General features: G+C 48.9%; 16 protein-coding genes. 12 read left to right on the plus strand and 4 right to left on the minus strand.

The window, feature by feature from the left end:
* Positions 1-30: 30 nt before the first annotated feature.
* Complete coding sequence (mfd, locus tag BCT27_RS24415; RefSeq protein ID WP_102397058.1) at positions 31-3,495, minus strand: transcription-repair coupling factor; 3,465 nt, start codon at positions 3,493-3,495, stop codon at positions 31-33.
* A gap of 11 nt (positions 3,496-3,506) precedes the next feature.
* The gene (locus BCT27_RS24420; RefSeq protein WP_102318917.1) at positions 3,507-4,073 is read right to left on the minus strand and encodes a PilZ domain-containing protein; all 567 of its coding nucleotides are present in this window, start codon (positions 4,071-4,073) and stop codon (positions 3,507-3,509) included.
* A gap of 351 nt (positions 4,074-4,424) precedes the next feature.
* Here BCT27_RS24420 and lolC point away from each other — a divergent pair, with 351 nt between their 5' ends.
* The 3 genes from lolC to lolE are packed head-to-tail and all read left to right on the plus strand — an operon-like array spanning position 4,425 to position 7,559.
* The gene (gene lolC, locus BCT27_RS24425) at positions 4,425-5,621 is read left to right on the plus strand and encodes a lipoprotein-releasing ABC transporter permease subunit LolC (RefSeq protein WP_102397059.1); all 1,197 of its coding nucleotides are present in this window, start codon (positions 4,425-4,427) and stop codon (positions 5,619-5,621) included.
* Positions 5,614-6,318, plus strand: coding sequence for a lipoprotein-releasing ABC transporter ATP-binding protein LolD (gene lolD / locus BCT27_RS24430; protein ID WP_017009078.1), 705 nt, complete (start codon positions 5,614-5,616; stop codon positions 6,316-6,318). The genes lolC and lolD overlap by 8 nt, the downstream gene beginning before the upstream one ends.
* Positions 6,315-7,559: a lipoprotein-releasing ABC transporter permease subunit LolE gene (gene lolE, locus BCT27_RS24435; protein ID WP_102318915.1), complete on the plus strand. Its 1,245-nt coding sequence runs from the start codon at positions 6,315-6,317 to the stop codon at positions 7,557-7,559. Before lolD ends, lolE begins: the two co-directional genes overlap by 4 nt.
* 340 nt (positions 7,560-7,899) lie before the next feature.
* On the opposite strand, the gene BCT27_RS24440 is transcribed toward lolE, so the two are convergent.
* On the minus strand, positions 7,900-8,451 hold the full coding sequence (locus BCT27_RS24440; protein ID WP_102318914.1) for a DUF2062 domain-containing protein: 552 nt from the start codon (positions 8,449-8,451) through the stop codon (positions 7,900-7,902).
* Positions 8,452-8,483: 32 nt separating this feature from the next.
* Between BCT27_RS24440 and BCT27_RS24445 the strand changes: the two genes are divergently transcribed.
* Genes BCT27_RS24445 through kdsB form a run of 5 tightly spaced genes read left to right on the plus strand, consistent with a single transcriptional unit; the run spans position 8,484 to position 14,488 of the window.
* The gene (locus BCT27_RS24445) at positions 8,484-10,748 is read left to right on the plus strand and encodes a DNA internalization-related competence protein ComEC/Rec2 (protein ID WP_102397060.1); all 2,265 of its coding nucleotides are present in this window, start codon (positions 8,484-8,486) and stop codon (positions 10,746-10,748) included.
* A gap of 35 nt (positions 10,749-10,783) precedes the next feature.
* Positions 10,784-12,538 (plus strand): lipid A ABC transporter ATP-binding protein/permease MsbA, encoded by a 1,755-nt coding sequence (gene msbA / locus BCT27_RS24450; protein WP_102397061.1) that lies wholly within the window; start codon positions 10,784-10,786, stop codon positions 12,536-12,538.
* Between the two features lie 3 nt (positions 12,539-12,541).
* Complete coding sequence (gene lpxK / locus BCT27_RS24455; protein WP_102397062.1) at positions 12,542-13,576, plus strand: tetraacyldisaccharide 4'-kinase; 1,035 nt, start codon at positions 12,542-12,544, stop codon at positions 13,574-13,576.
* Positions 13,557-13,736, plus strand: coding sequence for a Trm112 family protein (locus BCT27_RS24460; RefSeq protein WP_017009085.1), 180 nt, complete (start codon positions 13,557-13,559; stop codon positions 13,734-13,736). The genes lpxK and BCT27_RS24460 overlap by 20 nt, the downstream gene beginning before the upstream one ends.
* Entirely contained in the window at positions 13,736-14,488 is a 753-nt protein-coding gene (gene kdsB, locus BCT27_RS24465) for a 3-deoxy-manno-octulosonate cytidylyltransferase (protein WP_017009086.1), read from the plus strand. The genes BCT27_RS24460 and kdsB overlap by 1 nt, the downstream gene beginning before the upstream one ends.
* A 104-nt stretch (positions 14,489-14,592) precedes the next feature.
* Here kdsB and elyC read toward each other — a convergent pair whose 3' ends face one another.
* Positions 14,593-15,441: an envelope biogenesis factor ElyC gene (gene elyC / locus BCT27_RS24470; RefSeq protein WP_102318909.1), complete on the minus strand. Its 849-nt coding sequence runs from the start codon at positions 15,439-15,441 to the stop codon at positions 14,593-14,595.
* Positions 15,442-15,478: 37 nt separating this feature from the next.
* Between elyC and cmoM the strand changes: the two genes are divergently transcribed.
* Genes cmoM through mukB form a run of 4 tightly spaced genes read left to right on the plus strand, consistent with a single transcriptional unit; the run spans position 15,479 to position 22,904 of the window.
* Positions 15,479-16,333, plus strand: coding sequence for a tRNA uridine 5-oxyacetic acid(34) methyltransferase CmoM (cmoM, locus tag BCT27_RS24475; RefSeq protein ID WP_102318908.1), 855 nt, complete (start codon positions 15,479-15,481; stop codon positions 16,331-16,333).
* Between the two features lie 55 nt (positions 16,334-16,388).
* A complete protein-coding gene (mukF, locus tag BCT27_RS24480) occupies positions 16,389-17,711 on the plus strand; it encodes a chromosome partition protein MukF (protein ID WP_017014678.1) in 1,323 nt (440 codons plus the stop codon).
* A complete protein-coding gene (gene mukE / locus BCT27_RS24485; protein ID WP_102397063.1) occupies positions 17,692-18,447 on the plus strand; it encodes a chromosome partition protein MukE in 756 nt (251 codons plus the stop codon). Before mukF ends, mukE begins: the two co-directional genes overlap by 20 nt.
* Positions 18,444-22,904, plus strand: a complete 4,461-nt coding sequence (mukB, locus tag BCT27_RS24490; protein WP_102397064.1) for a chromosome partition protein MukB — start codon at positions 18,444-18,446, stop codon at positions 22,902-22,904. Before mukE ends, mukB begins: the two co-directional genes overlap by 4 nt.
* Positions 22,905-22,983: the final 79 nt, after the last annotated feature.

Raw genomic sequence — 22,983 nt, forward strand, 5'->3', positions numbered from 1 at the left:
CCGTTTCGAATACATATGACTGCCTTAGACTCAGGCAACCAATAAATTGTCAGCAAATTGCGTTAAAAGTGTTTCGATAAACGCGACCCGCTCACGTCGATCTGTCAGCGGTTCAGCGATTTTTAGCTTTGTGGGTCCATCAAAACGGTAACGACTCGGGTGGGATTGTAACAGACCCACTAAGAAGCCGGGATCAATTTGGGCGTTTTGAGTAAACTCGATCACACCACCTCTGTCGTGCGCGTCAATTTTTCTTACACCCAGACGTGCCGCGTCTAGTTTTATTTGCTGAATCGTCAGCAAGTTTGTGGCCGCATCTGGCAATAAGCCAAAGCGATCAATCAGTTCGACACGTAACTCTTCCACATCATCTTGTGATTTCGCGCCTGCAATACGTTTGTAAAGCGACAAGCGGGTATTGATGTCGGGTATGTATGCATCTGGCAACAAAGCGGGTAGGCGCAGTTCAACATCGGTTTGTTGGTTCAGCAGTTCTTCCAGCGACGGTTCTTTGCCTTCTTTCAATGCTTCAACAGCTTGTTCAAGCATTTCCATGTAAAGGGTGAAACCGATGGATTGGATTTGACCACTTTGCTCATCACCCAATAACTCACCTGCGCCACGGATTTCCAGATCGTGGGTTGCCAGCGTGAACCCTGCCCCCAAATCTTCCAAAGACGCGATGGCTTCAAGACGTTTCACGGCGTCTTTGGTCATACGCTTTGGATGCGGTGTGAGTAGATACGCATAAGCTTGGTGATGCGAACGACCCACACGGCCGCGAAGCTGGTGCAACTGCGCCAAACCGAAGCGATCAGCACGATCCATGATGATGGTGTTCGCGGTGGGTACGTCGATACCTGTTTCAATGATGGTGGTACACACCAAGACATTAAAACGTTGGTGATAAAAATCAGACATTATGCGCTCAAGTTCGCGTTCACGCATTTGCCCATGAGCGACGGTAATGCGCGCCTCTGGCACAAGTTCCGCCAATTCATCCGCGGTTTTCTCGATGCTGTCGATGTCGTTGTGGAGGAAATAAACCTGACCACCACGCATGATTTCACGCAGCATGGCTTCACGAACCAAGTTCTTGTCGGTTTCGCGCACAAAGGTTTTGATGGCGAGACGACGTGAAGGCGGTGTGGCGATGATTGAAAGATCGCGCATGCCGCTCATTGCCATGTTCAAGGTACGAGGGATTGGCGTTGCGGTCAGCGTGAGAATATCGACATCTGCGCGCATTGCTTTCACTTTCTCTTTCTGACGCACACCAAAGCGGTGCTCTTCATCGACGATAAGTAAACCAAGGTCTTGGAACTTCACGTCGCTTTGCAGCAATTTGTGGGTGCCGATCAGAATGTCGACTTTCCCTTCTGCGGCATCCGCAAGGATGAGTTTTTGCTCTTTGGCGGACTTAAAGCGTGAAAGCACTTCTACGCGAACGGGTTGGTTGGCAAAACGGTCGCGGAAGTTTTCAAAGTGTTGCTGTGCCAATAGCGTCGTTGGTACGAGCACGGCAACTTGTTTGCTGTTGTTTGCGGCCAAGAAGGTCGCGCGCATGGCGACTTCGGTTTTACCAAAGCCCACATCACCACAAACAAGGCGATCCATGGCAATAGGCTGACACATGTCAGACAGCACGGCATTGATCGCTTGTTTCTGATCGGCGGTTTCTTCAAACGGGAAGTTGGCGCAGAAATCGAGGTACGCTTCTCTATCGTGCTTAAAGGCAAAGCCTGGTTTGGTGGCACGTTTTGCGTATACATCCAACAGTTCAGCCGCCACGTCTCGGACTTTTTCAGCCGCCTTCTTACGGGCTTTTTCCCATACATCGCCACCTAAACGGTGAAGTGGGGCGGTTTCTTCCGCACCGCCGCTGTAACGGCTGATCAAGTGCAGTGAAGCGACGGGAACATAAAGCTTTGAGCCTTGCTGATATTCCAAGGTGACGTATTCAGTTTCGATGCCGCCTGCTTCGAGCGTTTGTAATCCAATATAACGACCCACACCGTGCTCAAGGTGAACGACGGGCTGACCTGGCTGCAGCTCTGCCAGGTTACGGATCAAGGTATCGCTATTGCTGGTGGTTTTTTTGTTGTCGCGACGACGTTGTTGCACGACGCGCGCACCCAATAAATTGCTTTCACAAATCAGTGCGAATTTCGGATCTTCCGAGATAAAGCCTATCTCTGCGGGGCCAACAACCAACGCGAACAGGCTCGGGGAGGCAATGGCCTCATCCAAGGATTCGCAAACCATAGGGCGGATTTTAATGCGCGCCAACAAATCGAGCATGGCTTCGCGACGGCCTTCCGTCTCAACAGAGAAAACGATTTTGCCGTTGAAGTCTTCTGAGAATTTGCGCAGCGCACCTAGCGGTTCTTTGAGTTGCTGATTAACGGTCAGTTCAGGCAACAACGAAATGGCGGCATTTTGACGGCCAGCTTTGTTGTCTGTGGTTTCGCGTTCTAGCTTGATGCGAGGGTAGGCTTTGAATGCAGAAAACAGCTCGTCGACGGTTTGCCATAACTCATTAGGCGCGAGCAATGGGCGCATCGGATCAACGCGTCGTTGGTCAAAACGGTAATCTGCATCAGCAAGGAAGCTGCGTACCGAGGTTTCCAAATCGCCTGAGGTCAGAAGTAAGGTGTTTTCTGGCAGGTAATCAAACAGCGTTTCTGTGTGCTCAAAGAAAAGCGGCTGCCAGTACTCGATGCCCGATGGCCATGTTTTCTTGCTGACCTGTTGGTAAATCGATTCGGGTTCACGGCGCGCGTCAAAGCGCTCTCGCCAACGACCACGGAATTGCTCTACGGCGTCATCATCGGTTGGGAATTCGTGCGCGGGAAGCAGGTTGATCTGGTCAAGTTCTTGTGTCGAACGTTGATTCTCAGGGTCGAACTCACGAATGGTATCGACTTCATCATCAAAGAAATCGATACGATACGGTTGGTTAGACCCCATAGGGAACAAATCGATGATCGAACCACGACTGGCGTATTCACCATGTTCAATCACTTGATCCACATGGCGATAGCCTGAAAGCTCAAGCTGATGGCGCAGTTTTTCCAGTGAAACGCGGTCGCCTTTCTTTACGATCAACGCGTGTTGAACCAAGAATGAGCGCGGCATGACACGTTGTAACAGCGTGCTTACCGGAATAATAACGATGCCAGAGGTTTGCTGAGGCAATTGGTACAAGCGTGCAATGCGGTCAGAAATAATGTCTTGGTGCGGCGAGAAATTGTCGTAAGGCAATGTCTCCCAATCAGGGAACACATGGCATTCGCTGCCAGTGAACTGGCTAATTTCTGGCTGTAACTTCAATGCGGTTTGATTGTCAGGCACCACGAGCAACATCATTCTGTGTTGCTGATTGGCAAGTTGGGCAATCGTAAGGGGCAGCGCAGAGCCAAGTAAGTTGGCAATAACGCGCGTGTCGCCGGCCTTTTCTGGGGCAGGCAAAGTAAATAAGGCTGAGTTAGTCATCGAATTGTGGCTTAGTTATTTCTTTCCATTGCGCGTTGACGAAGCAGCTTTTGTTGCTGATGCAACGCGGCACGAATAAGGACATCTTTGTCGTCTTCTTGTAATCGTGTGTATTTCACACCCACGGCATACTTACCATTCTTTTCTTTTATGCCGTAGACGCTACCGTAACAGTAAATCGCTGAGGGCGGGTTCTCAAGAAAGAGTTTAAGACGAACGTGCTGACCTTTTTGGAAGGGCTTTTTGGCGATAAAGGTTAAGCTACTGGCACCAAAGGTCTCGGTTTGATGACGTAATGTCGGGTCGTCTTGCTGAGACAACATGAAACCGAGTAAAAGATTAATTTTTTCATTTTGGGCATGCAAAAATTTCGACAGCGCCTGGCTGTTGTCATGGTGCAGTGCGTGAAGTTCTTTTTCAACGCCGCCATCGAGCTCGCTGCATTCACTGGCGATCCGAAAGGCAATAGGGATTTCACGTTCAAATTCGACATCAGAGGGAACGCGCTCACCTTCGTCCAATACTTCTACATTGATCTTTAGATGTGCGTGTACCGAAAAATATTCATCCTGACTCATGATGTATCCTAATACCTTGTAATCTGTTGATTATCACGCAGTCCCCTCGATTCCTCAACCTGTAGCCTGAGTTCAGGGCATTTTTCTCGCGTTTGGTTATTTTTTCTTCTGGTTATATGAAACAGAACCGATAACGCTGAACAAAATTCCCGCAATTGGCACATTATTGATCTGAATTGCTCCGGTCTTAGACCCTAAGCAGGCCACGAAATTGTTGAAAACCCGTCATGGTGAACGGGCTATCGTGGCAATCCGCTGACCTTAAAGGTATTCTTGCACATCTTTGGTGTCAGATTGTGTCACCAAGGAATTTGCATTCAACTGCCTATTACTTTGTCGAGAATTCTCATTATGTTTCACCCTTTGCCGGTGTTTATTGGCTTGCGCTACTTAAAAGGTCGCTCGGGCGATAAGTTTGGCCGGTTTGTTTCTTATATGTCGACGGCTGGCATTACGATCGGTGTGATGTCTTTGATCACAGTACTTTCTGTCATGAATGGCTTTGAAGGCCAGCTAAAGAATCGAATTCTTGGTGTTTTGCCCCAGGCGGTTATTGCTGGTGATGCCGAGCTTGCGCCCGATGTGAATACTATCGCGCAGTGGGACGGCATCGTTGGAACAGCGCCTTTGGTATCAACCGATGCGGTTGTACAAAGCGCGTTATCACTGGGTGCAGGACGTTTGTTGGGTGTTGATCCGCAAAGCAAAGAGCCCGTGCGTGCGTTCATGGTACGAGGCCAATTTGAAGCCTTAACCGCGGGCAGTTACAAACTGGTTCTTGGCCGAAAAACAGCAAGGCAGCTTGATGTGTCTGTCGGCGACAAAGTGCGTGTGATGATCACCAGTGCAAGCCAGTTTACGCCGATTGGCCGTGTACCATCGCAACGTAATTTTACGGTCGCGGGCATTTATGACACTGCAACGGATGTTGATGGGCAATTGATGTTTGCCAATTTGAATGACGTGGCGCGTTTAATGCGTTTGCCTCGCACGCAACCGGCTGATCTTCGTCTCTTTGTGGCTGAACCTTTTGATGTGCCCAAACTGAAAGTGAAGGCGGAATCGCTCGGGTATGAATGGTCAGATTGGCGTGAATTGCGCGGCGAATTGTTCCAAGCGGTGAAGATGGAAAAAAACATGATGGGGTTGATGCTGAGTCTCATCATCTTAGTGGCGGCATTTAACATCATTTCTGCACTGATCATGGTGGTGATGGAGAAGCAATCAGAAGTCGCTATCTTAAAAACCCAAGGCATGAAACAACGTGACGTGGTGTATTTGTTTGTTGTTCAAGGGGCAAGCAGCGGTGTGATTGGTGCCATTTTAGGGGGCATCGCAGGCACGCTGTTGGCAATGAACATCAATGGCATCATGGCAGTGCTACATATCAGTCTATTGGGCAATGGTATTTCATTGCCTGTTGTTGTGAAACCCGAACAAATCTTCTCTGTTGTAGTTGGCGCGATTGTCTTGAGCCTTCTTGCTACCTTGTTCCCTTCGATTAAAGCGGCGTCTGTTCGCCCCGCTGAGGCTCTTCGCTATGAGTAATGCATTGCTAACCTGTTCAAACGTTGTCAAAACCTACCAAGAAGGTGAGCTGGAAACGCATGTACTGAAAGGCGTTTCGTTTTCGATTAACAAAGGTGAGTTGGTGGCGATTGTCGGTGCATCGGGCTCGGGAAAAAGTACCTTGCTTCACATCCTTGGCGCGTTAGATTCGCTGACCAGTGGTGATGTGCAGTTTGAAGGGAAAGATCTCGTGAACATGCGTGCATCTGACCAAGCCACGCTGCGCAACCAGAACATCGGCTTTATTTATCAGTTCCACCACTTGCTTGCCGATTTTACGGCGATTGAAAACGTGGCGATGCCGCTGTTGATTGGTGGAGAAAAACCCGCTGAAGCGAAACGTCGTGCGTTGGAAATATTAGATGCCGTGGGCATGGCGCACCGAGGTGAACACCGTCCTTCGGAGCTATCGGGTGGTGAACGTCAGCGTGTTGCGATTGCACGTGCAGTGGTGAATCGTCCAGCGTTGGTGTTGGCGGATGAACCAACGGGCAACCTCGATCATAAAACGGCGTTAGATATTTACGATCTGATGCGTCAGTTAAACAAGGAGTTTAATACTGCATTCCTTGTGGTTACGCACGACCAAGAACTCGCCGGTAAAATGGATCGCCAACTGTCGATGTTGGATGGTCAGTTTGTCGAAACATCTAAGCCAGAGGTGAATCCAGCATGATGGAACCTTTGGCGCTGTTTATTGGACGCCGATTTAGCAAGGCGAAGCGTCGCAATAAGCTTGTTTCGTTTATCTCTGTGTCCTCAATGATTGGCATCTCTGTGGGTGTCATGGTTATCATCGTGGGCTTGTCTGCCATGAATGGTTTTGAGCGTGAGCTAGAAAAGCGCGTACTGGCGGTTATTCCTCATGCACAGCTTGAAGGGGTGGATGCGCCCGTAGCTTCTTGGCGTACGATGCAAGAAACCGCGGTTGCTAATCCGAATGTCGAGGCGGGTGCACCGTATGTCACCTTCACGGCATTGCTGGAAAAAGGGGCAAACCTCAAACCTGTGCAAATCCGTGGTATTGACCCGAAAGCGGAAGAAACCGTCAGCAACATTCATCAGTATGTGCTGGATAACGGCTGGCAACGTCTACAGCCGGGTGAACAAGCGATTGTATTGGGCAAAGGCATTGCAGATGGCCTTGGTGTGAAGGTAGGGGATTGGGTAACGGCACTCATTCCATCCCCCGATCCTGATTTGAAATTGCGGGCGCCAAAACGCATTAGGTTGCAAGTATCAGGCATTTTGAGCCTAGGCGGCCAAGTTGATCATGGCTTGTCACTTATCCCTATTCAGGACGCACAGTCTTATATTGGCATGGGCGATGCGGTAACGGGTGTTGCGCTGAAGCTGTCTGAGCCACTTGAAGCGCGTCATATCGTTCGTGAAGTGGGAAAAACGCTCAAAGAATACGTTTATTTGAAGAACTGGACGCAGGAATACGGCTTCTTGTATCGCGACATTCAAATGGTGCGCACCATTATGTATCTCGTGATGGTTCTAGTGATTGGCGTGGCGTGTTTCAACATTGTATCTACCTTGATGATGGCGGTAAAAGACCGTGCTGCAGACGTGGCTGTGCTGCGAACCATGGGCGCGAAAGATGGTCTGATCCGTTCGATCTTTATTTGGCACGGCTTGTTATCGGGATTGTTCGGTAGTTTGATTGGCTCCGTGATGGGGTGTTTGATTGCGTTCAATTTGACCAGTATTGTAGGGTGGATTGAATCGCTGACAGGGCAAGACTTCTTGTCTGGCGATATTTATTTTGTTGATTTCTTGCCGACCGAACCGCACCTGATGGATGTGTTTCTCGTGTCGACAACAGCGGTGGTGTTGAGCTTGCTTGCCACTTGGTACCCAGCACAACGCGCATGTAAATTGCATCCGGCGTCTGTGCTGAGCGCACGCTAATCGTTTAGCCCTTTCTCTGATTTTAACGCGTCAATTTTAAAAGCCCGCAGGCATTCGTTTCTGTGGGCTTTTTGTTTGCGTTTATACCCGAGTAACTTGAAATCCTGCATGTAGAGGCTTCTTAGGTATACGTTTCACTTTTTCAGGTATTGATGCTTAGTACTGGCGCAAGAAGAGATGATGAACAATTGAAGATGATGAGCAAGAGAATGGTTAAGTGAATCGCAGCGGGATGTTTGTGAGGGAAACAAATTAAGGTTCGTACAGCAAGTCACTCGCAGTCGCTTAGTTAAAAGAGAATACCCCGCCTTTGTTTTTGCAGAGGCGGGGTATTTTGTTGTTAGGACTTGTCTTTTTTCAGAACGTCTTTGAGTTTCTTCGGTAAACGTAAGCGGCGTTTTTGCCAGCTTCTGACCACGGAATAACGCCAGATACCACGAACACTGAAATAACCAATAAGGGAAAAAATGATGCTCAAGACGAGGCAACCCAACAAGAAAGGAGGCCCAATCTGACTCATTTGGTTAAACAGGAATTCCCATGTCAGCTCAAAATGAAAATGCTGATTGGGTGTGTCCATCAAGAACGTGCCCACTTTGTAAGCGGCATAGAAAATGACGGGCATGGTCACTGGGTTCGTGATCCAGACCAAAGCGACAGAAAGTGGAAGGTTAACACCGAACATGATGGCAAGACCTGCCGCCATGATCATCTGGCTGGGAAGCGGGACAAATGCCATGAACAGACCAACCGCAAACGCCCCAGAAGCGGAACGTCGGTTAAGACACCAAAGGTTTGGGTCGTAAAGCAAATTGCCAAACACAGCGAGCGCTTTCTGCTTGCGAATGACTTCATGCTTAGGGAGAAATTTTTTAAATATTTTTCTTGGCATACGTCTTCATTTCACACGGGGTCGATACCGACATGAAGCTGTTGTTCGGCATCGTGGTAGCTATCATCACTCTGAAATGGTGGTCGAGTATTCCTAGCATAGGCGTTGTCATCGCAACGCTGCTCATCCTTATAGCATTACGTAGGTTCGTGTCAGAGATCGTTATCGGTGCAGCCATTGGGTGTCTTATTGCAACAGGCGCGGTGACTGTTTTCCAACACAAAACCGATACTGCACTGACGGTTGATGTGAATACTACCATAGCAGGTAAAGTTGGCAGCCTTTTTACCAAGGAAAACGGGCAAACAAGTGTAATCTTTGATGTCGACACAGTGAATGGACGCAAACTGACCAGTTTTGAGACATTTAGAGCACGTCTCTACTGGCGAACTGAGTTGCCTGTGAAACAAGGACAACACTGGTCTGTTACCGCAAGATTAAGGGAGCCTTACGGTCGTGTTAACGAAGCAGGCTTTGATGCCGAGACCTATTTTCTTTCTCGTCATATTCATAGCAAAGGATCTGTTCGCACTGCTAATGTGTTGAATGAACAGGTTTCCGTCCGTCAGCAACTCTATGACACTGTTTACAAAAATGTCGCGCATTTAGACAGCGCACGATTTTTGATTGCGTTGGCCTTTGGTGAACGGGGCATGTTGTCGAGCGAAGATTGGCAGCAACTTCGTGACAGTGGGCTAGCGCATTTGATGGCGATATCCGGGCTGCACATCGGTCTGGCCTTCTTTTTCGGTTACACCGTCACTCGCTATGTGTTTCCACTGATCGTCAAGCGCGATACTCACCTATGGATCCCACTCATGATGGGCTTGGTGGCAGCATGTTTATATGCATGGATGGCGGGTTTTTCGTTAACTACGCAACGCGCCTTGATGGCACTTCTCGTCGTTTCTCTTATTCGCCAAAGTGGTTACAGCACCAGTCCTTTCTCTACCTTCTTTTTGGTATTGGCTGCAGTGTTGGTTTTTGACCCACTTTCTATTTTCTCTGCCAGTTTCTGGCTGTCTTTTGGTGCGGTTTACGCACTTTGCATCATGGCGCTGTTTCGGCCAACGGCCCCTCTGGAAGAAAGTGTCATCCAGAAGGTTGCTCGGTACGTGAAATCTTTGCTTATCATGCAGTGTGTACTGATGATTGGTATGTTGCCCCTCATGTGGACGTGGTTTGGCGGGGTCAGTTTTACAGCGCTGTTTTTTAACGTGTTGGCAGTGCCTTTGATCAGTTTAATCACAGTGCCGCTCATCTTGTTGGGACTCATACTCACGCCATTCGGTGCGTCATCCTACGTTTGGCACGCTGCCGATCTCTCGCTTCAGCCCTTAATGTCACTCCTTGGTATGGCGTCATTTGGTTGGTTAGAGACACAAGGGCCTTCCATCGTCTTTCCCATTGTTGTTGTGCTCCTGGCTTTTGTGCTGTGGTTGGTCGGTTTTCGCACTATACCAATTGCCGCTGGGGTCATCGGTCTTTCGTTGTTTACTTGGAAAAACACGCAAACCGACACCACCGCATGGCGCGTCGATGTGTTTGATGTCGGACATGGGTTGGCAGTGTTGATTGAAAAAGAAGGGCGTGCTGTTTTGTATGACACCGGGGCGGCGTGGTCTTCTGGCACTGTTGCGGCGTCAGTGATTGCCCCTGTGTTAACCCAGCGTGGCAGCAAACTCGATGGCTTGATATTGAGTCATGGCGACAACGATCATGCTGGCGGAGAAGCGTGGGTCATCAAACATTTAATGCCTCAATGGGTGCGCTCTAGCGAAAACGACTTTGGCCATTTGGCTTGCTTGCGTGGAAACCGTTGGCGATGGCAACAACTCGAATTTGAAGTCTTGTATCCATTGACCTTGTCAGACCGAGCGAAGAACGCATCATCGTGTGTGATCAAAGTGTCTGATGGGAAGCATGCCGTGCTCCTTACAGGCGATCTCCCTAAAGTGCAGGAAGCCTATTTGTTGACACAAAACGACGATGTATCCGCTGACGTGCTGATTGTGCCGCATCATGGCAGTAAAACATCGTCAAGCGAGGCATTCATTGATCATGTAAACCCGAAGGCCGCTATCGCGTCGACAGGACGTTATACGCCGTGGAACTTACCTCATCCTGATGTAGTGTCGCGCTATGAGAACAGAGGCATTGAGTGGTTTGAAACGGGGTATAACGGGCAGGTGAGTGCACAATTCTCGGACAAAGGTTGGAGAGTTCTTAGTCAAAGAAACGATACAGAGCCTTTTTGGTACCGTAAGAAGTTTGGAGCACCCAAAAGAAAAGAGTAGAATGCCCGCTACTTGCAGAAATATAAGCAATTCACATGACAAAATACCAAGATAGAACCACCTGGGATACGTTCAAAAAGCTGTGGCCATTTATCGCGAATTATAAATCAGGCCTCGTGGTTGCCATTATCGCTTTGGTGATCAACGCAGCAAGTGACACCTTGATGCTTTCTATGATTAAGCCACTGCTTGATGAAGGCTTTACGTTTGGCCAGGTTGACGGCGATTTTCTGAAAATGATGCCCGTTTATCTCGTCATCTTAATGTTGGTGCGCGGCGCTTCAAGCTTCGTCTCAACATATGGTATGTCTTGGGTTTCTGGCAACGTGGTGATGGTGATGCGCCGTCGCATGTTCAATCATTTCATGAAGATGCCAGTGAGCTTTTTCGATCAAGAATCGTCAGGTGCGTTACTTTCGCGCATTACTTACGATTCTGAACAAGTTGCTAATGCCACCAGTGGAGCACTGGTGAGCCTTGTTCGTGAAGGTGCGTCTATCATCGGTCTCATGACCTTGATGTTTTACTACAGCTGGCAACTCTCTGCGATATTATTGGTGATTGCGCCGGTTGTGGCGTGGGCGATTAGCTTTGTCTCTAAGCGTTTCCGCAAAATTTCTTCAAACATGCAAGAAGCCATGGGTTCTGTGACCTCGTCTGCTGAACAAATGCTAAAAGGCCACAAAGTGGTGTTGAGCTTTGGTGGTCAACAGGTTGAGCAGGCACGTTTCGAGAACGTCAGTAACCGTATGCGTCAACAAACCATGAAGTTGGTGTCGGCGCAGGCGATTGCGAACCCTGTGATTCAATTGATAGCCTCTTTCGCGCTTGTGGCGGTATTGATGCTGGCGAACACGGAATCTATCCGTTCAGAATTGACGGCGGGTACGTTTGCGGTGGTCTTTGGTGCCATGTTTGGTTTGATGCGCCCACTCAAATCACTGACCAATGTGACCTCTCAGTTCCAACGTGGTATGGCTGCATGTAATAGCCTGTTCGAACTGATGGAAATGGAAACAGAGAAAGATAACGGCCAACACACCATTGAACGTGTGAAAGGCAACGTCACCGTTAACGACGTTGTCTTTACTTACCCAACCAAAGATACCCCAGCCCTAAAAAGCGTGAGCTTTGAATTGCCTGCAGGTAAAACATTGGCATTGGTAGGGCGCTCAGGTTCGGGTAAAAGTACGATCGCTAATCTGTTGACGCGCTTTTACGACATAGACAGTGGTGATATCACCATTGATGATGTTCGCATTCAAGATTACACCCTGAACAACCTGCGTGATCACGTTGCGATTGTGTCTCAGAATGTGCATCTGTTTAATGACACCGTCGCAAATAATATTGCTTATGCAGCAGAAGAAAACTTCACCCGTGAGCAAATCGAACGTGCTGCAGAATTGGCGTATGCTGCGGACTTCGTGCGTGAAATGGACAATGGCTTTGATACGATGATTGGTGAAAATGGTGTCAGCTTGTCGGGCGGCCAACGTCAGCGTATTGCGATTGCCCGTGCATTGCTCCGTGATGCACCTATCTTGATTTTGGATGAGGCAACATCTGCGTTGGATACTGAATCTGAGCGTGCGATTCAAGCCGCGTTGGATGAACTGCAAAAAGACCGCACCGTCTTAGTGATTGCGCACCGCCTTTCTACCATTGAAAACGCCGATGAGATTTTGGTTGTTGACGAAGGTGAGATCGTTGAGCGCGGCGATCACCCAACCCTGATTCAAAAAGACGGCGCCTACGCGCAGTTGCATCGCATCCAATTCGGAGAATAAGCCTTGGCGGGATGGGTAGAGAAAATTTGGTTTGAAAACCACCCGCTAGGTCTACTTGGTGCGCCACTGTTGTGGCCTCTGAGTAAAGTGTTTGGCGTGATTGCTAGAAAACGCCGAGCCTCTTTCCTTGCAGGTAACGGTGCTTATCGCGCACCTGTGCCTGTGATTGTTGTCGGCAACATTACTGTGGGTGGAAACGGCAAGACGCCCGTTGTGATTTGGCTGGTTGAGCAACTAAAAGCCATGGGAATGACGCCAGGTGTCGTGTCTCGTGGCTATGGCGGCAAAGCGGAAAGTTACCCGTTTGTGTTGGATGAAAATACCACCACAGATAAAGCAGGCGACGAGCCAGTGCTGATTTATCAACGCACGGGCGTGCCGGTTGCCATTTCTCCTGTGAGAAGCGAAGCCGTTAAAGCATTGCTGCCGCTTGGTATAGATATCGTCATTACCGATGATGGCCTTCAGCATTACAAACTCGCGAGAGACATTGAGTTTGTGATTGTCGATGGTGAGCGTCGATTTGGTAACGAACATTACATGCCTTTTGGCCCACTGCGAGAGCAGACTGATCGGCTTCAGAGCGTGGACTTTATCGTGTGCAATGGTGGTCAGCCTGAGCCTGGCGAAATCGCCATGAACCTCGCGCCAAGCCAATTTGTGAACCTCAAAACAGGTGAAAAAGCGCAAGCGTCTTCGTTTGACAATGCCGTTGCCGTTGCCATGGCGGGCATTGGAAACCCTCAGCGCTTTTTCAATACCTTGAGTGCCCTGGGCATCACGCCAGTACATTGTGAACCCTTTGCTGATCACAAAGCCTTTGAGTATGACCAGTTGGCGGCGTTGGCAGAAAAAGGTCAACACCTGTTGATGACAGAAAAAGACGCGGTGAAATGCCGTGATATGTTGTCTCAACACCCGAATATTGAAAATTGGTGGTATCTTCCTGTTGATGCAAATATCAGCGAGAAAGACACCATCAATATGATGAATATCATTAAGAAAGTGAAGGATGGATATGGATCACCGACTGCTTGAAATCGTTGCTTGTCCCGCGTGTAAGGGAAAACTGAACTACAACAAAGAAAACAACGAACTGGTGTGTAAGTTTGACCGATTGGCGTATCCCATTCGCGAGGGTATTCCTGTCATGTTAACGACAGAAGCTCGCGAAATGACGTCGGAAGAGGTGAAGTAATGAAATTCACGGTTGTTATCCCTGCCCGTTATGCCTCGAGCCGTTTGCCAGCCAAGCCGCTAGTAGACATTGGCGGAAAGCCAATGGTGCAGTGGGTGTACGAGCAATCGGTGAAATCAGGCGCGGACAAAGTCATTGTCGCGACCGATGATCAACGTATTGTTGATGCGGTAAAAGCCTTTGGTGGTGAAGTGTGCCTAACGCGAGAAGATCACCAATCGGGCACTGAACGCTTGGCAGAAGTGGTAGAGCTTTACAACCTGGATGCGAACGAAATCATCGTGAACGTTCAAGGTGACGAGCCATTGATTCCGCCTGTTGTTATTCGTCAGGTCGCTGAGAATCTCGCGAACAGCGTTGCGCCTATGTCGACGCTTGCGGTCAACATTGACCATGCAGATGAAGTGTTCAATCCGAACGCTGTTAAAGTCGTGACGGATAAAGATGGCTACGCGATGTACTTTAGCCGCGCGACCATTCCGTGGGATCGCGACAATTTTGCCAAAGCGCCGATGGAAATTCACCATAACCTGAAACGTCATATCGGCATTTATGGCTACCGTGCGGGCTTTATCAACACTTACATCAATTGGGCACCGAGCCCGATTGAGCACATTGAATGTTTAGAGCAACTTCGTGTGCTGTGGTATGGCGAGAAGATCCACGTTGATGTTGCGATTGAAGCGCCGCCAGCGGGTGTTGATACACAAGAAGATCTAGACGCAGTGAGAAAGATTATTGCTGCTGGCTAATCCATTAGCGACAAAGTAGATTGGCGAGTAAAGAAAAACGCCCTGATGAAAGTCAGGGCGTTTTTTTATGTTTTATCGCAGTGAACAGCACGGGCTGTCTTGGATCAGCCTGGAGCAGGCGCCAACACTTCCGTGACAGGAGAGGCTGGCTCAGGCGAGGTGACAGGGTCGCCTTGTACCTCGGCTTCTTGCTGCGCCACTTTGTCGCGTAGACGCTGCCACAGCTGGCCTAAACGCTCATGCCAGTAACGTTCGAACTGTTCTAAGTATTGCGCTCGCGGCGAATACTTAATCCACGGCTGATGAATCTCTTTTTGTGCCATGTAGTTCGTTGGTGCAGGCGTCGGGTTAAGACCCGCGCTTTTAAATTCATAAAGTGCTCTTGGCATGTGGCTCGCAGAGGTGACCAACACCAAATTGCTACGGCCGACGACAGACGCGGCTTGGAAAGCTTCTTCCCACGTATCCTTCGCGGTTTCCAGCAACAGAATATTGTTCTTGTTCACACCCATTGCCATTGCAACACGCGCTAGCATACGCGCATGGCTCACTTCATTGCCGCCATCGTATCCAGAAAGGATCAGTTTTGACGTCGGATACATGAAGTGAATACGAATACCTTCAATCAATCTCATTAGCGCAGTACGTGACAATTCTGACGTGGGAGGAATCTCATCATCAACGACGTGTCCGTGTCCGAGCACCATAACGTAATCAACCGGCTCACTGGGTGTCAGAAATCCGGTGTGTTGACGTTCAAGCTTCATCAACAATGATGAAGTGATCGGTTGAAAAGACGCTAAAGCAATTAACAGTAATGAAACAAAAACGAGGAACGAACCAAACCCTTTGCGCTGCGTGAACCAGATGAGGAACAAGCCGAAAAAACCAACAAGGAGTAGCGCAGGGAGCGGCATCAGTAAAGTTGATATAAGTTTTTTTAGTTCAAACATGAAATGTCGCCCGAAATATAGTCAAACAGGGGTCAATATGTGCATCAAGCCTTTATTAACGGCAAGCATATGCGAAAATGAACCCCTTGAAGAATATGATAACGAAGGCACTGTGACTGAGGATAGAAATTTCGACGACATTGCCCACAAATTTGTTAAAAACATTTATGGGTCGGGCAAAGGAGAAATTCGCCAAGCTGTTGTTTGGCAAGATCTCGAGTCAATATTAAAAACACTGGGTGAATCCACTTCACTAGACATTTTGGACGCTGGCGGCGGTTTAGCGCAATTATCGCAACAAATCGCACATCGCGGACACAAAGTGACCTTGTGTGATCTTTCTTCACAGATGCTTGCATTGGCCGAGAAAGACATCGAAGACGCAGGTCTTCTGTCGCAATATCGCTTCGTTCACGCACCTGTACAAGACATTGAGCAACATATAGACAAACAGGCTGATTTGGTGCTTTTCCATGCCGTTATGGAATGGTTGAAGGATCCGCGTGAAGCCTTAGACGTGGTGTTATCACAGGTTAAGCCTGGGGGCATTGCATCAGTGATGTTCTATAACCAAAATGGCTTACTTTTTAAAAATTTGATTTGTGGCAATTTAACCCATATTGAAGAAGGGATGCCGCATAGAAAACGTTTCAAACTTCAGCCCCAAAAAGGGCTGCCACCGGAAGATGTGTACCAGTGGGTAGAAGACGCTGGCTTTACAATTTTGGGGAAAAGCGGTGTACGCACCTTTCACGATTACATGAAAGACACGCGAACAGGCGAGTACACCTTTGAACAGGTCGTGGCGATGGAGCAAAAGCTTTGCCGCCAAGAACCTTTTATTTCGTTGGGGCGCTATATCCACGTATACGCGCAAAAACCTCTCGATTGATAACAAAAATACCTGAACGAGATTTGGGTAAATAATTAGACAACAAGGATTACGGATGAGCGAAAACTCTCAGACTGTTCCTGAGTTGGTTGGTTGGGTGAAACAAAACGACTTCTCTCTCAATCTGCCGCCGGAACGGCTGGCATTCCTCCTAGCGATTGCTGTGTTAAGCAGTGAACGTTTTGATGAGGAGCTTGGAGAGGGTGAACTGATCGATGCGTTTCGCATTGTCAGCGACCAATTTGAGCAAAGCAGCGAAACCATCGCTTTTCGTGCTAACAATGCCATTAATGATTTAGTTCGTAGCCGTTTGTTAAGTCGCTTTACCAGCGAACTGACCGACGGCGCGAGCATTTATCGCTTAACGCCGCTTGCCTTAGGGATCAGTGATTATTACGCGCGCCATCGTGAATACAGCTCGTTGAAGCTGTCTATTCAGCTTTCGATGGTGGCGGATGAAATCGATAAAGCGCTTTCCGCTGCCTCCGAAGACGGAGACGAAGCCTATTGGCGCAAAAACGTCTATGCCGTGTTGAAGTATTCGGTGGCCGAAATTTTCGACCGTATCGATCTCAATCAACGCACCATGGATGAACAACAACAGAAAGTGAAGGAAGACATTGCGGCCTTGCTGAACCAAGATTGGCAGGCAGCCATTGCTAACTGTGAACATCTGCTTAACGAAACGTCGAGCACGCTTCGTGAGCTTCAAGATACCCTGCAATCCGCGGGCGACCAGTTACAAACGCAGCTTTTAAACATTCAAGAGCAAGTGCATGGTCGTGACGATCTCGATTTCGTCGATGCCATGATTTACAACTTGCAGATGAAGCTCGACCGCATCATCAACTGGGGTCAACAAGCCATCGACTTGTGGATTGGCTATGACCGCCATGTTCATAAATTCATTCGTAATGCCATCGACATGGACAAAAACCGCGCGTTTAGCCAGCGTCTGCGTCAGTCGGTGACAGAATACTTCGATAGCCCATGGTTCTTAACCTTCGCAGATGCGGATCGCTTACTGGATATGCGTGATGAAGCCTTGGTGCTTCGTGATGACGAAGTCATGGGCGAAATGCCGGCCGAGGTTGAATTTGAAGAACTGACCGTGGTTAACGATCAACTGAGTGATCACATCGCCGACATGTTGTCTGGGCACCGCACGACGGGGGCAGGCATCGATTTAGGCTCTGTTTTGAAAGATTATTTGGCTCAACACCCACACGCTCGCCACTTCGATTTGGCACGGATTGTTATCAACCAAGCAGTACGTCTCGGTTATTCGCAATCTGATTTCAATGCGATTCAGCCAGACTGGCAAGCAATTAACGATTATGGAGCCAAGGTACAAGCAAATGTCATCGATAAATATTGAAGATTTAATGCCGGAAGAATTGGCAAAGGCCATCGCCAACCCATTGTTCCCGGCGTTAGATAGTGTTTTGCGTGCTGGCCGCCATATCGCTAGCGAAGACTTAGATAACCATGCGTATCTGATCGAATTCGAAACGCCACTACAGCACTTTTATCAGCGTTATAACGCGGAACTTGTGCGCGCACCGGAAGGTTTCTTCTACCTTCGTCCACGTTCAACGTCATTGATTGGTCGCAGCGTATTGTCTGAAATGGACATGCTGGTGGGTAAAGTTCTTTGTTTCTTATACCTCAGCCCAGAACGTTTGGCGCAAGAAGGGATTTTCACCACCCAAGAGCTGTTTGATGAACTGCTGACATTGGCGGATGAAAATAAACTGATGAAATTGGTCACACTGCGCGCAACAGGGTCAGATCTTGATCGTGAAAAACTGTACGACAAAGTGAAAACGTCACTGCGTCGTTTACGCCGTATCGGCATGATTGTTCCGATTGGCGAATCCGGCAAATTCCGCGTGAGTGAAGCAACATTCCGCTTCGGTGCGGATGTGCGCTCTGGCGATGACGTCAAAGAAGCACAACTTCGCTTGATTCGTGATGGTGAAGCCGTGTTGCACAGCCAAGGTCACGCACAATCGAGCCTTTTGAATGACCACGATGCAGACGAAGCCATTGATGCAGGCGTTCTGGAAGACAATGAAAATCTAAACGATGACGGGCAGGAGGTTCAGGCATGATCCAACGCGGTAAATATCAATCGCTGACGATGGTCAACTGGAACGGCTTCTTTGCACGTACGTTTGATATCGATAATTTGGTGACCACACTGTCTGGCGGTAATGGTGCGGGTAAATCCACCACCATGGCGGCATTCATCACCGCCCTTATCCCTGACCAAAGTCTCCTGCATTTCCGTAACACCACGGAAGCGGGCAGTTCTAACGCGTCTCGTGATAAAGGTCTGCATGGTAAGCTAAAACCTGGCGCGTGTTATGCGGCCTTGGATGTGGTGAACTCGCGCAATCAACGCATTTTATTTGGTGTGCGCCTGCAGCAAGTTGCTGGTCGCGACAAGAAAGTGGATATCAAACCTTTCATCGTTCAGGGCTTGCCTGCAAACGTGAAACCAACAGATGTCTTGATTGAGAACGTCTCGTCTAACCAAGTGCGTGTTCGCCAGCTTAACGAAGTGAAAGACGCGCTAGGCCAGTATGAAACGGCGCAATTCAAAGCGTTCAACTCTGTTACCGATTACCACGCGCAAATGTTCGAATACGGTGCGTTGCCGAAGAAACTGCGTAACCAAACTGACCGTTCGAAATTCTACCGTTTGATCGAAGCATCGCTCTATGGCGGTATTTCAAGTGCCATCACCAAATCATTACGTGATTACTTGCTGCCGCAAAACGGTGGTGTGAAGAAAGCCTTCCAAGACATGGAAGTGGCACTTCGCGAAAACCGCATGACGCTAGAAGCGATCAAACTGACACAGCGTGACCGTGACTTGTTCAAACATCTGATCACGGAATCAACCAACTACGTGGCGTCTGACTACATGCGCCATGCGAACGAGCGTCGTAAGAAACTTGAGCTTGCGCTGCAACGCCGTGGTGAGTTGCTGGGTTCACGCCGCCAGTTAGATGATTTCCAAGGTACGTTTGGTCGTATGACCGACGAACTAGATGCATTGTCAGAGAGCCAGACACACCTTGAACTCGATCACCAATCCGCGTCTGACCACCTGCAATTGGTGCAGACCGCTGTTCGTCAACAAGAGAAAGTAGAGCGCTACCAAGAAGATTTGGAAGAGCTCGCCGTTCGTCTTGAAGAACAAATGATGGTGGTGGAAGAGGCGACTGAACAGCTAGTGATGCAGGAAGAACAAGCGCATCTTAGCGAAGAAGAAGTCGATAGCCTTAAAACGCAACTTGCGGACTACCAACAAGCGTTGGATATGCAGCAAACGCGTGCACTCCAATATCAACAAGCGGTTAAAGCGCTTGAAAAAGCCCGTGAACTGACGGGTAACGACGAACTGGATCAAAACAATGCAACCAGCGAACTGGGTGCATTGAAAGCGGACGAAGACAAACAAACGTCTGAATTGCTGAGTTTGAAACACAAGCTGGACATGTCTTCGGCGGCAGCAAAGCAATTCGAGCGTGGTCTTGAGTTGGTTCGCAGCATTGCGGGTGACGTTTCTCGTTCAGAAGCGGGACAAAAAGCCCGTGACGTGATCGTGAAAGGTCGTGAGTACGGCCATGTCGCACAAAATGCGGATCAGTTGACTGCACAGCATCGCGATCTTGAACGCCAAATGCGCAGCTTCCAACAAGCGAAAACCTTGTCTGAGCAATATCAGCGTCAGTTCAATGCATCGGTTGTGTCAGAAGACGACGTTGAACTTGAACTAAACCGCCAGCAAGAACGTCTTGAAACTGCAGAAGAAGCGGTAGGCGAACAAGCAGACAAAGTGCGTGAGCTTCAACGTAACGAAAATGACGTTAACGCCAAGATTGTCGAGTTTGAAAAAGTTGCGCCAGCGTGGATTGCTGCACAAGACGCGTTGGAAAAATTGGCAGACCAAACCGATGCTGAGCTTTACGACAGCCAAGCGGTGCTGGACACCATGCAGAAAGTGATGGTCACTGAGCGTCAAACCTTGGATACCCGAGACAAACTGGCGGTTGAAAAACAGGCGCTTGAAGCTGAAATCGAACGTTTAGCGCAACCAGGCGGCAGTGGTGATGCACGATTGCAATCCCTTGCTGATACCCTAGGCGGCACGTTGCTTTCTGAAATTTACGACGACATCACCATGGAAGATGCGCCGTATTTCAGTGCCATGTATGGCCCAGCTCGTCACGCGATTGTGGTGCCAGATCTAAAAGGCATCAAAGAAAAACTGGTCGATATTGATGATTGCCCAGATGATCTTTACATCATTGAAGGCGAAGCCGAAGGCTTTGATGACAGTGTGTTCGATGCGGACGAGATGGAAGGGGCCGTTTGCGTTCATTTGAATGATCGTCAACTGCGTTATTCACGCTTCCCGAAAGTCCCGTTGTTTGGCCGTGCTGCGCGTGAACACCGTTTGGAAAACCTGCGTGAGAAACGTGAAGAGTTGGTCGAGGGTTACGCAAAAGCGTCTTTCGATTCACAGAAGCTTCAGCGTCTAACACAAAGCTTCAACCATTTCGTGTCTGCGCACTTGAACGTAGCGTTTAACGAAGACCCGGAAGCGGCATTGAAAGTGCAACGTGAAAAACGTAGCAGTATTCAGCGTCAACTGGGCCAACTGCGTGAAAACGAGCAGCAAGTTCGCAGCCAATTAACCGGTTCGAAAGAAGCCATGGGTCTGTTGAATAAGCTTCAACACGTGGTGAATGCACTCGAAGATGAAACATTAGAAGCGCGATTGGAAGAGATTGAATCACGTCTTTCAATGGCGGACGAAGCGCGTCACTTTGTGCGTGAGCACGGTAAAGCGCTTGCTGAACTGGAAGGACTGGCCTCAACACTTGATGCAGACCCAGAGCAGTTTGATGCGTTAACGGCATCATACCAACAGGCTGACGAAGCACTTCAGTTACTCAAGAAGAAGCTGTTTGCCTTGTCTGACTTGGTTGAGCGTCGTCATCACTTTGGCTATGAAGATGCTGTTGCTTTGCTTGACAAGAGCAGTGAGCTTAACGAGCAGTTAAAAGCCAAGTTGGTTGACGCAGAACGCGCACGCACACGCTCACGCGACACCGTGAAGCAAGTGCGTGACCAAGTGAACCAGTACAACCAATTGCTTGCCTCACTGAAAAGTTCGCACCAAGCGAAGCAAGAAACCGTGGCTGAATTTAAGCGTGAATTGGTTGAGCTTGGCGTGCGTGCCGATGTTGAAGCAGAAGAGCGCGCACGTATTCGTCGTGAAGAGCTACATGCACAATTGACACAATCTCGTCAGCGTAAGAGTGAGCTAGAAAAAGGGTTAACCGCGATCGAGCTTGAAATGAAATCGCTGGTGAAAACCCTCAAGAAAGCGGGCAAAGAATACTCTGAACTGCGTACGTTCGTGGTTAACGCCAAAGCCGGTTGGGTGGAAGTGCTGAAAATTGCGCGCACCAGCAATGTTGAGAAGCAGCTAAACCGTCGCGAAATGGCGTACATGTCTGCCGATGAACTGCGTTCGCTGTCAGATAAATCCTTGGGTGCGCTGCGCCTTGCGGTATCAGACAACGAGATTCTGCGTGATGCGCTGCGCGCGTCAGAAGACATGGCGCGCCCAGAACGTAAAGTGCTGTTCTATGTTGCGGTATACCAACACCTTCGTGAACGTATTCGTCACGATATTATCCGTACCGACGATCCTGTTGAGGCCATCGAAGAGATGGAAGTCGAGTTGGGCCGTCTAACCGAAGAGCTGACACAGCGTGAGAAGCGCCTTGCGATCAGTTCTGAGTCTGTGGCAAACATCATTCGTAAAACGATTCAGCGTGAGCAAAACCGCATTCGCTTGTTGAACCAAGGTTTATCAAACATTGGCTTCGGACAAGTGAAAGGGGTGCGTTTGAATGTGTCGATTCGTGATACGCACGCACAACTACTGGCTGGTCTGGCTGAAAATGCCGAACAGCACCAGGATTTGTTCGGTAACAACCGCCTGACGTTCTCTGAAGCGATGGCGAAATTGTTCCAACGTTTGAACCCACATATCGACATGGGTCAGCGTTCACCGCAAATCTTGGGTGAAGAGCTGTTGGATTACCGTAACTACCTAGAGCTAGGCATCGAAGTTAACCGCGGTACAGACGGTTGGCTACGTGCCGAATCGGGCGCTCTGTCTACTGGTGAAGCGATCGGTACTGGTCAGGCAATCTTGTTGATGGTTGTTCAGAGCTGGGAAGAAGAATCACGTCGCTTGCGTGGTAAAGACGTGATCCCATGTCGTCTTTTGTTCCTCGATGAAGCTGCGCGTCTGGATACGAAATCCATTTCGACTTTGTTCGAGCTTTGTCATCGTCTCGACATGCAGTTGCTGATTGCAGCGCCAGAAAACATTAGCCCAGAGCAGGGGACAACCTACAAACTAGTGCGTAAGATCTTTAATGATAAAGAACACGTGCATGTGGTGGGTTTACGCGGCTTTGGCGAAGTGTCTAAAGCTGAGTTACCGTTTGATGGTGAGCTTGAAAATGCGAGTTAAGTGAACGCTGTTCGCTTGTGGATCAAATAGAAAGGCCAGCGAAAGCTGGCCTTTTTTGATCATAGTGCCAATTGACTCA

Origin of the sequence: Enterovibrio norvegicus (genome assembly GCF_002876705.1) — a bacterium.
Taxonomy (GTDB): domain Bacteria; phylum Pseudomonadota; class Gammaproteobacteria; order Enterobacterales; family Vibrionaceae; genus Enterovibrio; species Enterovibrio norvegicus_B.

Bases quoted from the DNA above. Each gene is read 5' to 3' on its own strand.
- mfd (WP_102397058.1), bottom strand. From the start codon at position 3,495: ATGACTAACTCAGCCTTATTTACTTTGCCTGCCCCAGAAAAGGCCGGC.
- BCT27_RS24420 (WP_102318917.1), bottom strand. From the start codon at position 4,073: ATGAGTCAGGATGAATATTTTTCGGTACACGCACATCTAAAGATCAAT.
- lolC (WP_102397059.1), top strand. From the start codon at position 4,425: ATGTTTCACCCTTTGCCGGTGTTTATTGGCTTGCGCTACTTAAAAGGT.
- lolD (WP_017009078.1), top strand. From the start codon at position 5,614: ATGAGTAATGCATTGCTAACCTGTTCAAACGTTGTCAAAACCTACCAA.
- lolE (WP_102318915.1), top strand. From the start codon at position 6,315: ATGATGGAACCTTTGGCGCTGTTTATTGGACGCCGATTTAGCAAGGCG.
- BCT27_RS24440 (WP_102318914.1), bottom strand. From the start codon at position 8,451: ATGCCAAGAAAAATATTTAAAAAATTTCTCCCTAAGCATGAAGTCATT.
- BCT27_RS24445 (WP_102397060.1), top strand. From the start codon at position 8,484: ATGAAGCTGTTGTTCGGCATCGTGGTAGCTATCATCACTCTGAAATGG.
- msbA (WP_102397061.1), top strand. From the start codon at position 10,784: ATGACAAAATACCAAGATAGAACCACCTGGGATACGTTCAAAAAGCTG.
- BCT27_RS24460 (WP_017009085.1), top strand. From the start codon at position 13,557: ATGGATCACCGACTGCTTGAAATCGTTGCTTGTCCCGCGTGTAAGGGA.
- kdsB (WP_017009086.1), top strand. From the start codon at position 13,736: ATGAAATTCACGGTTGTTATCCCTGCCCGTTATGCCTCGAGCCGTTTG.
- elyC (WP_102318909.1), bottom strand. From the start codon at position 15,441: ATGTTTGAACTAAAAAAACTTATATCAACTTTACTGATGCCGCTCCCT.
- cmoM (WP_102318908.1), top strand. From the start codon at position 15,479: ATGTGCATCAAGCCTTTATTAACGGCAAGCATATGCGAAAATGAACCC.
- mukF (WP_017014678.1), top strand. From the start codon at position 16,389: ATGAGCGAAAACTCTCAGACTGTTCCTGAGTTGGTTGGTTGGGTGAAA.
- mukE (WP_102397063.1), top strand. From the start codon at position 17,692: ATGTCATCGATAAATATTGAAGATTTAATGCCGGAAGAATTGGCAAAG.
- mukB (WP_102397064.1), top strand. From the start codon at position 18,444: ATGATCCAACGCGGTAAATATCAATCGCTGACGATGGTCAACTGGAAC.